The organism is Streptomyces nymphaeiformis, assembly GCF_014203895.1.
Classification (GTDB): Bacteria; Actinomycetota; Actinomycetes; order Streptomycetales; family Streptomycetaceae; genus Streptomyces; species Streptomyces nymphaeiformis.
Window position 1 is genome coordinate 247,185 of the sequence record NZ_JACHJY010000008.1, and the last position, 11,105, is coordinate 258,289.

Consider the following 11,105-nt stretch of genomic DNA (forward strand, 5'->3'; position numbering starts at 1 on the left):
CACTGACACCTTGTGTCAGTGAAGTCCAGCCGTCTGCTCTCGATCCTCCTGCTGCTCCAGACCGGCGGCCGGATGACCGCCGGCCGGCTCGCCGAGGAGCTCGGCGTCTCCGTCCGCACCGTCTACCGCGACGTCGAGGCGCTGCACGCCGCCGGCGTGCCCCTCTACGGCGAGGCCGGACACCGCGGCGGCTACCGGCTCCTGCCGGGCAGCCGCACCCGGCTCACCGGCCTCTTCGCCCGCGAGGCCGAGGCGCTGGTCCTCGCCGGCATGCCCGGAGCCGCCGAAGGACTCGGACTCGGCCCGCACTTCGCCGACGCCCAGCTGAAACTCCGCGCCACCCTTCCGGAGGCCCTGCGCGAGCACGTCGACCGGCTGCGGGGCCGCTTCCACATCGACGCCCCCGGCTGGTACGACGAGGGCGACGAGGCCCCGTTCCTGCCCGAGGTCGCCGACGCGGTCCGCACCGGACGCGTCCTCGAGGTCCGCTACCGGCGCTGGAAGGAGCCGACCGACGTCGACCGCCGCCTCGAACCGTACGGTCTCGTGCTCAAGGCCGGCCGCTGGTACCTGATCGCCGGACCCGGACCGCGCACCTACCGCGTCGACCAGATCCTCGCCCTCACCGTCACCGACGAAGAGGCCCCGATCCCGGAGGACTTCGACCTCGCCGCGCACTGGCGGGCCAGCAGCACCGACTTCCACCGGCGACTCCACCAGGGCGAGGCCGTCGTACGGCTCTCCCCGCGCGGCGCCGCCCGGCTCACCGGCGCCGCCGCCCGGGCACTCGCCGCCACCGGCACCCCCGAACCCGACGGCTGGACGCGCGCCGCCCTCCCCGTCGAATCGCCCGAGCACGCCCACGACACCTTCCTCGGGCTCGGCGCGGAGGTGGAGGTCCTCGCCCCCGAGGACCTCCGCGACCGCATCGCCGCGACCGTACGGACCCTGGCCGAGCGGTACGGCTGAACCCGTCACGCCCCCGGTCCGCCCCACGCCTCCGCCGCGAACTCGGCGAAGGAGCGCGGCTCGCGGCCCAGGATCCGCTTCACGCCGTCCGTCGCCGAGGCGTTGTGGCCGTCGAGGAGCGTCGCGAACAGTGCCGCCAGCCACTCCGCCTCGGGCACCGGAAGCCCGAACCCGCCGAGCAGACCGGCGTATTCGGCCTCGGGCACCGCCTCGTACACCACCGGGCGGCCCGAGGCGCGGGAGATCTCCGCCGCCACCTCCGCGAAGCCCACCGGCCGCGGGCCCGTCACCTCGTGCACCCGGCCCGCGTGCCCGTTCGCCGTCAGGGTCTCGACGACGACGTCCGCCAGGTCGTCCGCGTCGATGAACGGCTCCGCCGTGTCACCGGCGGGGAAGACGACCGTGCCCTCGGCGACACCCTCCGCGAGCAGCCCCTCGGTGAAGTTCTGCGCGAAGAACGCGGCCCGTACGACGGTCAGTCCGGCCCCGGGCGCCGCCGACCGCAGGGCCTCTTCCGCCTGGACCGCCACCGGCTCCCCGCGCCCGGAGAGGAGGGTGAGCCGCCGTACGCCGTTCTCCTCGGCCAGCCGGCCGAAGGTCTCCATCGCCTCGACCGCCCCCGGGGCGGCCAGATCGGGGTAGTAGGCCACGTACGCGGCGTCCGCGCCCCGCAGCGCGGGGGCCCAGGTCTCCGGGACCTCCCAGTCGAAGACGGTCGCCCCGCTCCGGGAGCCGGCCCGGACCGTCAGGCCGCGGGCCGCCAGCCGCTCGGCCACCCGCCGTCCGGTCTTGCCGGTGGCGCTCGTCACCAGGACCGTCGTGTTCTGCGCGTTGTTCGTGTACGTCGTCATGGCTCAAGACTCCCGCCCCGGGCGCCGCCCGCCCATGCTGCGCAGTCTCACCTGCCTACGCCTGCGTCTCAGGCCAGTCGACGCCCTACCCTTGCGGACCATGGACGCACTCGCCGGACTCCTCGACGGGCCACGCGCCAAGGGCGCCTTCCTGCTCCGCATGATCATGGAGCCGCCGTGGTCCGTCCGCATCGAGGACGAGGCCCCGATCTGCCTCATGTGCGTCACCGACGGCGAGGCCTGGATCGTCCCCGACACCGGCGAACCCGTCCTGCTGCGCCCGGGCGACATCGCCATCGCCCGCGGCCCCGAGCCGTACACCGTCGCCCACGCCCCCGACGCCCCGCCCCGCGCCAGGATCGGCCCCGACGGCGGCTGCACCACCCTCTCCGGGGAGCCGCTCGCCCAGTCCATGCGCCTCGGCGTCCGCACCTGGGGCAACGCCCCGGACGGCGGCACCACCGTCCTCGTCGGCACCTACCTGATGGACGGCGAGGTCGGCCGCAGGCTCCTCGACGCCCTGCCGGGCCTGGTGCACCTGCCCGCCGACGTGTGGAACTGCCCGCTCATGCCCTTCCTCGACGAGGAGATCTCCCGCGACGAACCCGGCCAGAGCGTCGTCCTCGACCGGGTCCTCGACCTGCTGCTCATCGCCGCCGTCCGCGCCTGGTTCTCCCGGCCGGGCGCCGAGGCACCCGCCTGGTACCGTGCGATGGGCGACCCCGTGGTCGGCCGGGCGCTCCGGCTGCTCCAGAACGACCCCGCCCACCCGTGGACCGTCGCCTCGCTCGCCGCGAAGTCGGGTGTGTCCCGGGCCGCGCTCGCCCGCCGCTTCACCGAGCTCGTCGGGGAGCCCCCGATGGCGTACCTCACCGGCTGGCGGCTCGCGCTCGCCGCGGACCTGCTCCGCGACACGGACGCCACGGTGGAGTCCGTCGCCCGGCAGGTCGGCTACAGCGGTGCGTTCGCCCTGAGCGCCGCCTTCAAGCGCGTACGGGGCGTCAGCCCGCAGGAGCACCGGGGCCGCGGCTGACGGGCCCGGGTCGGGGGGCCGGAGCCGCTGCGGGACCTGTTGCCGGACTTGTCGCCGGTCCTGTTGCCGGACCGGCAACATTTCTCGCGTTCGCGGCCGTCCCGTCGCACCCTGGTGCCATGAGCCAGCATCACGCGTCCCACCACGGCCACCAGCACGGCACCGGTCACGGCCACGGCCCTCACGACCACACCCACCTCGACTGGAGCGAGATGGCTCCGCTCCTGGAGCGGCAGGCCGAGATCGCGAGCCCCGCCTACGCGGAGGCCGCCGCCTGGCTGGGCACCCTCGCGCCGGTGCAGGGCGTCCGCCGGATCCTCGACGTCGGCAGCGGTCCCGGCGTGGTGACCAGCCTGCTCGCCGAGGCGTTCCCGGCCGCAGAGGCCGTCGCCGTCGACGGCGCCCCGGAACTCCTCGCCCTGGCCCGGGCCCGTGCCGAGGCCCGCAACCTCGGCGCACGGGTCTCCACCCTCCACGCCGAACTCCCCGAGGCGATCGGCACCCTGGGGCGGGCCGACCTCGTCTGGGCGGGCAACTCCCTGCACCACATGGGCGACCAGAGCGCCGCGCTCGCCGAGTTCGCCGGCATCCTGAACCCCGGCGGGCTGATCGTCCTCGTGGAGGGCGGGCTGCCCCGGCGGCACCTGCCGCAGAACATCGGGATCGGCAGGCCCGGCCTGGAGGCCCGGCTCGACGCCGCCCACGCCGACTGGTTCGGCGAGATGCGCGCCGAGCTGCCCGGGGCCAAGGACGAGCCGGACGACTGGCGGGCGCTGCTCGCCGGCGCCGGCCTCACCCCGTCCGGCACCCGCACGTTCCTCGTGGACGTCCCCGCGCCCGTGTCCCCGGTCGTCCGGGAGCTGGCCCTCGCCCACTACGAGCGCCTGCGGGACGGCCTGGCCGCCCGGCTCGACGCCGACGACAAGGAGACCCTCGACCGGCTGCTCGACCCGGCCGACGCGCTGTCCCTGCACCACCGCACGGACCTGTTCCACCTCACCGCCCACACCGTGCACACCGCCCGCAAGGGCTGAGCCCGCACCGGGCCCGGGTCAGGACACCGGCTCCAGCCGCCACCACTGGAACGGCGAGTCGGTGTCCTCCCACTGCCGGACGTTCCCCCCGTCCTCCTTCGACTCGTCGGCGACCTCCAGGAACAGCCCGCTGACGAAGCTCACCAGGGCCACCGTCCCCGGCGACTGGAGGTCCTGCTCGATGATCCACTCCTGCGCGCCGAAGTTGTTCGGTCTCCACTGCTGGATGCCGGCGCCGTTCTCCGTGGACGCGTTCGCGACGTCGAGCCGCTTGCCGCTGGCCGCGTTGACCAGGTGGTGGAGCCCGCCGCCGTTCGGCACCGGCGTGATGTGCCAGTGCTGTCCGGGAGTTCCGTTCTCCGTGCCCTGCTGCACCTTCGCGCCGGTGCGGCTCGACCCCTGGTACACCTCCAGGAGCAGCCCGCTCGCCACGTTCCGCACCCGGTAGAGGCCCGCCTCCACGGGCTCCGGGGCACCGCTCACCGTACCGACTCCTTCTCCTCGCCGGGCAGTTGCACCGCGCGGCCGTCACCGCCGCGCGCAGCCCTCGGGGGCCGTCTCCGACTCTACGTCCCGGGTACGACAACGGTCCCGGCCGCCGCCTCCGCCCGGCGCACCGGCTGGCACGATGGGCCGGTGACCGATCCCGAACTCCGTACCCTGCTCGACGACCCCGCCGAGGTCCTGCGCCACGACCGCGCCGGGCTCCGTGCCCGCATCGACGCCCTGCCGGACGATCACGGCGGCGTCGGCCGCGAGGTGTTCACCCAGGCCGAGGCGGTGTTCGGGAGCGCCCCGGCGACCCCTGCCGAGTTCGCCTCCTGGCTGCACTTCGCCGCGACCGTCCTCGGTCACCGGGAGTACGCCGCGCGGGTGGCGGCCGCCGAACCGGGGCTGCCGTGGCGGACGGTGTGGGCCTGGTGGCGGCCGGTCGGCGCGCACGAGGCCGCGCCGAACCTCAGCGGCGACCGCTCCGCCGAGGTGTACGAGGCTGGGGGCGTCCCGCTCCTGAAGGTCCGGGCCCTGTGGTGCGAGGACACCTGGTTCGACCTGGCCACCGGCGGGCCCCGGCCCGCGCCCGCCGAGGACACGGCCGAACCGTACGAGGAGGACGAGCCGGACGGGCCCTGGTTGTTCGACGGCGACGACGAGTCCTGGGCGCTGCGCGGCCCCGACGGCTGGGAGGAGCCGATCCCGCTGGACGGCGGCCGCTACGTCTTCCTCGACGCGCGGGGGGTGGCCGTCGTGGAGCAGAACGACACGGCCCTCGCCGACTGGCCGACGGGCGGCGCCGATTCCGCCGGCCCGGTACCGGCGGACGGCGGGCCGTGGTTCCGGCCCGGTACGGGGAACGCGGCCGGGCCGCTCACCGCGGCCCGGCTCGACGGGGTCTTCGGCCCCTCCGCGGTGCTCCGCCTCCCGGCGGCCGACCAGCCCGCCGCCCTCACGCACGCACCGACCAGGACGCTGCTCGCCGAGGCCGGACTGCCCCGGCACTGGGCGGCCGGCGTCACGTCCTTCGCGCTCGCCGACGAGCCGCTGGGCACGGGCCCCGAGGGGCTGCTGAGGGTCGGCGAGTTCGACCTCGGCCACTGCGACCCCGGGGAGGTCTTCGTCCACCCCGGGACCGGCGCCGTGGGAATGCGCCAGCCGGACGGCAGCCACGGCCCCGGCGGCGACGCCGTCTTCCCGCTCGTCCGCGACCTGGAGTCCTTCGTCCGGTTCCTGGAGGGCGTCCGCCGTCACATGGGCGCCTGCTGGGACCCGTACCCGGGGGAGGAGGGCGTGAAGGACTTCCTCCGCGCGATGGAGGCCGTCGACGCCGGGGCCCTCGCCGAGGGCGCGCCCGGCGCCGAGGTCTGGGAGCACCTCTTCGCCTCGATCACCGAGCTCGGCGTCGACGGCTACTGAGCCGCGGGACCGCCGGGGCGCCGCGACGCACGCCCACCGAGCCGGCGCACCGCCGAAGCGGCGCGCCGGCTCCACCCCCTCCGTGCCCTTCAGGCGCCGATGTTGAACTCCGCCGGGTTCGGGCCCAGGCGGCGGCTCTCGTCGAGGGCGGCGATCGCCGCCAGGTCCTCGGCGTCCAGCTCGAAGCCGAAGACGTCGATGTTCTCGCGGATGCGCGAGGGGGTGACCGACTTCGGGATCACCACGTTCCCCAGCTGGAGGTGCCAGCGCAGCACCACCTGGGCCGGGGTCCTGCCGTGCTTGCGGCCGATCGCGACGATCGCCGGGACCTCCAGGAGGCCCTTGCCGGAGCCGAGCGGCGACCACGCCTCGGTCGCGATGCCGTACCGCTCGTGCACCTCGCGGGACTCCTTCTGCGCGAGCTGCGGGTGGAGCTCGATCTGGTTGACGGCGGGCACGACCGAGGTCTCGCCGATCAGCCGCTCCAGGTGCTCCGGGAGGAAGTTGGAGACGCCGATCGCCTTGGCGCGCCCGTCCGCGAGGATCTTCTCGAACGCCCGGTACGTGTCGACGTACGCGTCCTTCGCCGGCACCGGCCAGTGGATCAGGTAGAGGTCGACGTAGTCGAGGCCCAGCTTGTCGAGGGACTCGTCGAAGGCGCGCAGCGTCGAGTCGTGGCCCTGCTCGCTGTTCCACAGCTTCGTGGTGACGAACAGCTCCTCGCGGGCGATCCCCGAGTCGGCGACGGCACGGCCGGTGCCCCGCTCGTTGCCGTAGATCGCGGCGGTGTCGATGGAGCGGTACCCGGCCTCCAGGGCCGTCGTCACGGCGGCCGTCGCCTCGTCGTCCGGCACCTGCCAGACACCGAAGCCCAGCTGCGGCATGTGCACGCCGTTGTTCAGGATGACCGGGGGAACGCTGCTGTCCGTGCTCACGTGGGGTGGATCCTTACGTCGTCACTGGCTGTACGGAGGTACTCCCAGCGTCAACGATCACGGGCCGTTCCGCATTCCAACCCGGTCGGTCAGCCGTACAGCGCCTCGACCTCCGCCGCGTACGCCCGCTCGATCGCCTTGCGCTTCAGCTTCAGCGAGGGGGTGAGCAGCCCGTGCTCCTCGCTGAACGGATGCGCCAGGATCCGGAACGTCCGGATCGACTCGGCCTGCGAGACCAGCGTGTTCGCCGCCACCACCCCGCGCCGGATCTCCGTCTCCAGGGCCGGGTCGCGCACCAGCTGGGACGGGGAGAGCGGCGCCCGTCCCTGCATCGCCAGCCAGTGCTCGACCGCCTCCTGATCGACCGTCACGAGCGCGGCGATGTACGGCCGGTCGTTGCCGACCACGATGCACTGGGCGATCAGAGGATGCGCCCGCACCCGCTCCTCCAGGGCGGTGGGGGAGACGCTCTTGCCGCCCGAGGTCACCAGGATCTCCTTCTTCCGCCCGGTGATCGTCAGATAGCCGTCCGCGTCGAGGGCGCCGATGTCCCCGGTGGCCAGCCAGCCGTCGTTGAGGACGGCGGCCGTCGCCTCCGGGGCGTTCAGGTAGCCGGAGAAGACCTGGCCGCCGTGCAGCCACACCTCGCCGTCCTCCGCGATGTGGACCGTCGTCCCCGGGACCGGCTGGCCCACCGTGCCGTACTTGGTCCGTCCGGGCGGGTTCGCCGTGGCGGCCGCCGAGGACTCCGTCAGGCCGTACCCCTCGAAGACCGTGATCCCCGCGCCCGCGAAGAACAGCCCCTGCCGGCGGTCCATGGCCGAACCGCCCGACATCGCGTGCCGCACCCGCCCGCCCAGGGCCGCGCGCACCTTGACGTACACCGTCTTCTCGAAGAACTGGTGCTGCACGCGCAGCGCCGCCGACGGGCCCGGGCCGGTCCCGAAGGCCTTCTGCTCCAGCGCCTCCGCGTACGCGACCGCCACCTCCACGGCCTTGTCGAAGGGGCCCGTCCTCCCCTCGCTCTCCGCCTTGCGGCGGGCCGCGTGGAAGACCTTCTCGAAGACGTACGGCACGGCCAGGACGAAACTCGGCCGGAACGCCACCAGGTCGGGGAGCAGTTCGGCCGCCGCCATCACCGGCTGGTGCCCCAGCTTCACCCCGCCGCGGACCGCCGCGACCTCCACCATCCGCCCGAAGACGTGCGCGAGCGGCAGGAACAGCAGCGTCGAGGCCTGCTCGTCGGGCCGCGAGTGGAACACCGGCTCCCAGCGGCCCATCACCATGTCCGTCTCGAACATCAGGTTCGCGTGGGTGATCACACAGCCCTTGGGGCGGCCGGTCGTCCCCGAGGTGTAGATGATCGTCGCGACCGTCTCCGGGGTCACCGCCCGCCGGTGCCGGTGCAGGACCTCCTCGTCGATCCCCGCGCCCGCCGCCGTCAGCTCGCCCACGGCGTCCGCGTCCAGCTGCCACAGCCGCTGGAGGCGGGGCAGCCGGTCGATCACCGAGCCGATCGTCATCGCGTGGTCCTCGTGCTCGACCACGCAGGCGGTGACCTCGGCGTCGTGCAGCATCCAGAAGACCTGCTCGGCGGAGGAGGTCGGATAGACCGGGACGGGCTGGGCGCCCAGCGTCCACAGCGCGAAGTCGAAGAGCGTCCACTCGTACCGGGTCCGGGCCATGATCGCGACCCGGTCGCCGAACCGCACGCCCTCCGCGATCAGCCCCTTCGCGAGGCCCACGACCTCGTCCCGGAACCGCGCGGCGGTCACGTCGTGCCACTGCCCGTCCGGGCCCTTGCGGCCGAAGGCGATCCGGTCCGGGTCGGCGAGGGCGTGGTCGAACACGGCGTCCGCCAGACCGCCGACCTGAGGCGCCGCCGCGACGGGCGGCACGGTGAACTCGCGCACTGACCTGCTCCTCGACGGCTCGGTGGCTGGAAAAAGCCCGTTGTCGCGCTCCGTACGGCGCGGGTGACGGTACCCCACAGGACCGGCCGGTGGGAGGGCCTTCACCAAGCCGCGACATTCCGCGTTCGTACAGGTCAGGGCAGGTGAGGCGGCCAAGTCGAAAGGATCTCCCGGCGGTTACTGACCGGACAGTAGGTCCGCCGGGAGCGAATCTCCACGGAATCTGCGCCGACCACTCACGCCCCCGCCCCCGAAGCACCGGGCCGGCGCCTTCTCGCCGCCCGCAGGGCGCGGCGGCAGGCGGGCCGGTGGCAGGCCCGCCCTCCCGCTCAGCGCGGCCGGTGCAGGCGGTCGCCGCCCACCAGGATCGCCTCCGCGAGGGCGTCCGCCGCCTCCTGGGTCTCCCCGCCCCGGCGCCCCTTGCGCAGCACGAAGCCCACGTCCCCGAGCTCCGGGAGCCCCGCGCGGGCCGGCACCGGGACGAGCCCCGGCGGCACCAGGCCCCGCGTGTGCGCCATCACCCCGAGCCCCGCCCGGGCCGCCGCCACGTTCGCGCTCAGGCTGGAACTCGTACACGCGATCCGCCACGCCCGGCCCTGCGCCTCCAGGGCCTCAAGGGCCCGCGCCCGGGTGATCCCCGGCGGCGGGTACAGGATCAGCGGCACCGGGCGGTCCGGATCGAGCCGCAGCCCCGGCGCCCCGATCCAGACGAGTGTGTCCTCCCAGACGAGCCGGCCCTCGCTCTCGGCCCCGCGCCGCTTGGCCAGGATCAGGTCGAGACGGCCGGCCGCGAGCCGGGCCTGGAGCGTCCCGGACAGCTCGACCGTCAGCTCCAGGTCGACCTCGGGGTGCTCGCGCCGGAAGGACTCCAGGATCTCCGGCAGCCGGGTCGTCACGAAGTCCTCGGACGCGCCGAACCGCAGCCGCCCCCGCAGCCGCGTCCCGCCGAAGAAGGCCGCCGCCCGCTCGTGGGCCTGGAGGATCGTGCGGGCGAAACCGAGCATCGCCTCGCCGTCCTCCGTCAGCTCCACACGGTGCGTGTCCCGGGCGAACAGCGGACGCCCCGTCGCCTCCTCCAGGCGCCGCACGTGCTGGCTGACGGTCGACTGGCGAAGCCCGAGGCGGTCCGCGGCCCGCGTGAAGCTCAGCGTCTGGGCCACGGCGAGGAAGGTGCGCAGCTGTGTGGGCTCGTACACCCCTCGACGTTATCGCGAACCACGATGACAGTCAGAGCACTGTACGGGATTCCCGATCACCGGCCCGTGGAGCAGGATGGACGTGCGCGACCCCCCAGCAGAGCAGTGGAGCCCATGACCCCCCGTACGCCCGGCCGCACCGCGCGCCGCCCCCTTCGACTGCCGTCCCGGCTCCCCGTCGACGGGTACGTCCTCGCGCTGCTCGGCACGGTCGCCCTCGCCGCGCTCCTCCCTGCCTCCGGGGCCGCCGCGACCGTCACGGAAGGCGCGTCGACCGGGGCCGTCGCCCTGCTCTTCTTCCTCTACGGGGCCCGGCTCTCCACCCGCGAGGCCCTCGACGGCCTCCGGCACTGGCGGCTCCACCTCACCGTCCTCGGCGCCACCTTCCTGCTCTTCCCGCTGCTCGGACTCGCCGCGCGCGGCCTCGTCCCCGGGGTCCTCACCCCCCAGCTCTACAGCGGCTTCCTCTTCCTCTGCCTGGTGCCGTCCACCATCCAGTCCTCCATCGCGTTCACCTCGATCGCCCGGGGCAACGTGCCCGCCGCGATCTGCGCCGGCTCGTTCTCCTCGCTCGCCGGCATCGTCCTCACCCCGCTGCTCGCCGCGCTCCTCCTCGGCAACAGCGCGGGCGGCCTGTCCGCCGACGCGCTCCTGAAGATCGTGCTCCAGCTCCTCGTGCCGTTCCTGGCCGGGCAGTTCCTGCGCCGCTGGGTCGGAGGATTCCTCCTCCGCCACAAGAAGGTCCTCGGACACGTCGACCGGGGATCGATCCTCCTCGTCGTCTACACCGCCTTCAGCCAGGGCATGGTCGCCGGCATCTGGCACCTGGTGACCCCCGCCCGGCTCGGTCTGCTGCTCGCCGTCGAGGCCGTGCTCCTCGCGGTGATGCTGGCCGTGACCTGGTACGGGGCCGGCCGCCTCGGCTTCGACCGGGGCGACCGGATCGCGATCCAGTTCGCCGGCTCCAAGAAGAGCCTCGCGGCCGGGCTGCCGATGGCGAGCGTCCTCTTCGGCCCGCAGGCCTCCCTCGCGGTGCTCCCGCTGATGCTCTTCCACCAGATGCAGCTGATGGTCTGCGCGGTCATCGCGAAGCGCCGCGCCGCCGACCCGCAGCCGACGGACGCGCCGGCGACTCCGGAAGCCGTCCGCACCCCCGCGCCTCCGGAAGCCGCAGGCACACCGGCGGCGTCGGAAGCCGTCCGCACACCCGCGCCTCCGGAAGCCGTCCGCGTCCCCGAGGCCCCGACGCCGGGCGGCCCGTGA

10 protein-coding genes are annotated in these 11,105 nt (G+C 74.2%); 5 read left to right on the top strand and 5 right to left on the bottom strand.

The window, feature by feature from the left end; translation table 11 throughout:
• The first annotated feature begins 18 nt into the window (after nucleotides 1-18).
• Nucleotides 19-969 (top strand): helix-turn-helix transcriptional regulator, encoded by a 951-nt coding sequence (locus GGE06_RS27175; RefSeq protein ID WP_116157998.1) that lies wholly within the window; start codon nucleotides 19-21, stop codon nucleotides 967-969.
• Nucleotides 970-974: 5 nt separating this feature from the next.
• Here GGE06_RS27175 and GGE06_RS27180 read toward each other — a convergent pair whose 3' ends face one another.
• Nucleotides 975-1,820, bottom strand: a complete 846-nt coding sequence (locus tag GGE06_RS27180) for a Rossmann-fold NAD(P)-binding domain-containing protein (RefSeq protein WP_184932042.1) — start codon at nucleotides 1,818-1,820, stop codon at nucleotides 975-977.
• A gap of 100 nt (nucleotides 1,821-1,920) precedes the next feature.
• Here GGE06_RS27180 and GGE06_RS27185 point away from each other — a divergent pair, with 100 nt between their 5' ends.
• Complete coding sequence (locus tag GGE06_RS27185) at nucleotides 1,921-2,853, top strand: AraC family transcriptional regulator (protein ID WP_116157996.1); 933 nt, start codon at nucleotides 1,921-1,923, stop codon at nucleotides 2,851-2,853.
• Nucleotides 2,854-2,972: 119 nt separating this feature from the next.
• Nucleotides 2,973-3,887 carry a class I SAM-dependent methyltransferase gene (locus GGE06_RS27190; protein ID WP_116157995.1) on the top strand — a complete coding sequence of 305 codons (915 nt, stop codon included), beginning with the start codon at nucleotides 2,973-2,975 and terminating at the stop codon, nucleotides 3,885-3,887.
• An 18-nt stretch (nucleotides 3,888-3,905) separates the two neighbouring features.
• Here the strand turns inward: GGE06_RS27190 and GGE06_RS27195 are convergent, their stop codons facing one another.
• Nucleotides 3,906-4,370 carry an RICIN domain-containing protein gene (locus tag GGE06_RS27195; protein WP_184932043.1) on the bottom strand — a complete coding sequence of 155 codons (465 nt, stop codon included), beginning with the start codon at nucleotides 4,368-4,370 and terminating at the stop codon, nucleotides 3,906-3,908.
• A 153-nt stretch (nucleotides 4,371-4,523) separates the two neighbouring features.
• On the opposite strand from GGE06_RS27195, the gene GGE06_RS43815 reads away from it, so the two are divergent.
• Nucleotides 4,524-5,798, top strand: coding sequence for an SUKH-4 family immunity protein (locus tag GGE06_RS43815; RefSeq protein WP_184932044.1), 1,275 nt, complete (start codon nucleotides 4,524-4,526; stop codon nucleotides 5,796-5,798).
• A gap of 89 nt (nucleotides 5,799-5,887) precedes the next feature.
• Here the strand turns inward: GGE06_RS43815 and GGE06_RS27205 are convergent, their stop codons facing one another.
• The 3 genes from GGE06_RS27205 to GGE06_RS27215 all read right to left on the bottom strand — a co-directional run bounded on the left by GGE06_RS27205 (nucleotide 5,888) and on the right by GGE06_RS27215 (nucleotide 9,842).
• Entirely contained in the window at nucleotides 5,888-6,682 is a 795-nt protein-coding gene (locus tag GGE06_RS27205) for an aldo/keto reductase (RefSeq protein WP_116165227.1), read from the bottom strand.
• A 140-nt stretch (nucleotides 6,683-6,822) separates the two neighbouring features.
• Nucleotides 6,823-8,646 (bottom strand): AMP-dependent synthetase/ligase, encoded by a 1,824-nt coding sequence (locus GGE06_RS27210; RefSeq protein ID WP_184932045.1) that lies wholly within the window; start codon nucleotides 8,644-8,646, stop codon nucleotides 6,823-6,825.
• A gap of 329 nt (nucleotides 8,647-8,975) precedes the next feature.
• Entirely contained in the window at nucleotides 8,976-9,842 is an 867-nt protein-coding gene (locus tag GGE06_RS27215) for a LysR substrate-binding domain-containing protein (RefSeq protein WP_184932046.1), read from the bottom strand.
• Between the two features lie 114 nt (nucleotides 9,843-9,956).
• Between GGE06_RS27215 and GGE06_RS27220 the strand changes: the two genes are divergently transcribed.
• Nucleotides 9,957-11,105: a bile acid:sodium symporter family protein gene (locus tag GGE06_RS27220; protein WP_246532788.1), complete on the top strand. Its 1,149-nt coding sequence runs from the start codon at nucleotides 9,957-9,959 to the stop codon at nucleotides 11,103-11,105.